Raw genomic sequence first — 2,267 nt, forward strand, 5'->3', positions numbered from 1 at the left:
TCTTTCTTCATGAAAAGGGACATTTAATGGAATAAGAAGGGAATTACTACAATTTGTCGAAAAAAGTAAGTATCTCAATGAATTCTAATTAAATCCAAAAACACAATTATCTAAGTATTATTATATTCTGGAGGGGATATTGTGAATATAAACATTGAAAGAGCAAGGATAAATGAGGCTGAAATATTAGTGAAAATATACCGAGACGCTTATTCAGAAAACGAAAATTTAGGGTTTCCAGCAAGTGCTTTGTGAGTGAGTATTAATGAGGTAGAAGAATGGATAAAAAGTACAATTTTATTAACTGTCAGAATACAAAGTGATCTCTTTTGACCTTCGTGGTCATGGTGATTCTGAAAAACCTGAACATGTTGATTATACAATAGAAAAATTTTCCGAAGATTTAAGAAAATTAATGGAATCCCTTAATATAACATCAGCAGTACTTGTTGGTCTTTCAATGGGAGGAGCTATAGTTCAACGTTTTGCTTTAGACCATCCTAATTTGGTTCGCGCGCTTATATTAGTGGGTACTACAGCTTATGGTTTAGGACCTATGGTTCAAGCTAAGAATGTAATAAATAGAATCGATGAAATTGGTATTGAAGAAGCCAGTAAAGAAGTTATTAGGCATAGTTTTTCTTCTACCACTTCACAAAGTGTAGTAAAATGGGCTGAAAATGAAGTAATTAAAACTCCTAAACATGTAGCAAAACAGGCAATACGCTCCTTAGATAGCTTTGATGTCCGTCAAGAAATACACTCTTTAAATATTCCTACTATGATTATAGTTGGAGAAGAAGATGACATTACTCCAGTTAAAGAATCTGAATATCTTTATGACAATATTAAGGGCTCTGAATTATACATTATTTCAAAAGCTGCACATTTCCCTATGTTGGAACAACCATTTGAATTTAATAGTCATATGTTAAAATTCTTATCAGGTTTGCCTGTATTTGAATTACATTAATTCATATTCTCGTAATTTTTTATATAATTGACTTCGATCAATACCTAGTAACTTGGCTGCACGTGTTTTATTTCCATTCGTTTGATTTAGGGCCGTTTGAATAGTGGCGTATTCGACGGCCTTAACATTTTCATTTAGGTTTAAGTTTGTATTATGATTGCTAATATTAGATAGTTTACTTAGTTCTGGTAAGTGTTCTAATTTCAATTGATTACCAGTTACAAAATGAACTGCATGCTCTATAACATTTCTTAATTCACGGATATTACCTGGCCAACTATACTTCTTTAAATAATCCATTAGTTCATCAGTCAAGTATAGTTCACCTAAACCTAATTCACTACGAAGAGTTAATAAAAAATGATTAATCAATTCAGGTAAATCGTCTGTTCTCTCCCTTAAGGAAGGTACTTTAACTGTAAAGATATTAATTCTATAATAAAGATCCTGTCTAAATTGGTTTTCAATTACATGTTTATGTAAATTACGATGCGTGGCACATATTACACGTACATCAACTGGAATGGGTTTTGTTCCTCCCACTCTCACTATTTCCTTTTCTTGCAAAACTCTGAGTAAAGATGATTGCATTGGTAGAGGCATATCTCCAATTTCGTCAAGAAATAATGTTCCGGAATTGGCCAATTCGACTTTACCTATTTGGCCTTTTTGGCGAGCTCCAGTAAATGCTCCACCTTCGTAACCAAATAATTCAGCTTCAAGCAATTCTCTTGGAATTGCGGAACAGTTAATACGTACAAAAGGATTGGATGATCGATTCGATAGAGTATGTATTGAATGAGCTATAAGCTCTTTTCCGGTACCACTTTCACCATAAATCAATACTGAGGAGTTTGATTGCGAAATACGTTTTATCTGCTTTTTTAATTCTTCAATTTGTTTACTCGATCCAATAATATCCTTTAAGTTGTACTTTGCTTTCCAATAGTTATTTATACTAGGTTCTAACTCTATATTAAATAGTTTACGTGCTAGGTCTAATACCTGACTAGTTTCGTTAAAAATAGCAAAGCCTACAGCCCCAACTACTACATCTCCAGATTTGATAGGTAACTGTTTAATTACTAATTTTCTTCCCCTTACCACAAGCTCATCAATTAGAGGTTTTCCGTTTTTTGCCACTAAATGCAGTTTTGTATGGGGAGAGATTAATTCAGTTACATGTTGACCTAGTGCAAATTCACGGTTAACTCCTAAAATTTCGCAATAAGTATGGTTAATATAAATAACAAAACCATTTTTATCAATAGCAACAACACAGTCAGATAACTGG

The 2,267-nt window shown here is 32.9% G+C and carries 2 protein-coding genes; one reads left to right on the top strand and one right to left on the bottom strand.

Going from position 1 to position 2,267, the window contains the following annotated elements; translation table 11 throughout:
- The first annotated feature begins 319 nt into the window (after window positions 1–319).
- Window positions 320–973 carry an alpha/beta fold hydrolase gene (locus V7149_RS06220; protein ID WP_335344786.1) on the top strand — a complete coding sequence of 218 codons (654 nt, stop codon included), beginning with the start codon at window positions 320–322 and terminating at the stop codon, window positions 971–973.
- Here the strand turns inward: V7149_RS06220 and V7149_RS06225 are convergent.
- A partial coding sequence (locus V7149_RS06225; protein WP_335344787.1) for a sigma-54 interaction domain-containing protein occupies window positions 965–2,267 on the bottom strand: 1,303 nt, incomplete at its 5' end. The genes V7149_RS06220 and V7149_RS06225 overlap by 9 nt on opposite strands.

This window comes from Bacillus sp. JJ1503 (assembly GCF_036965125.1).
Lineage (GTDB): Bacteria > Bacillota > Bacilli > Bacillales > Cytobacillaceae > Cytobacillus.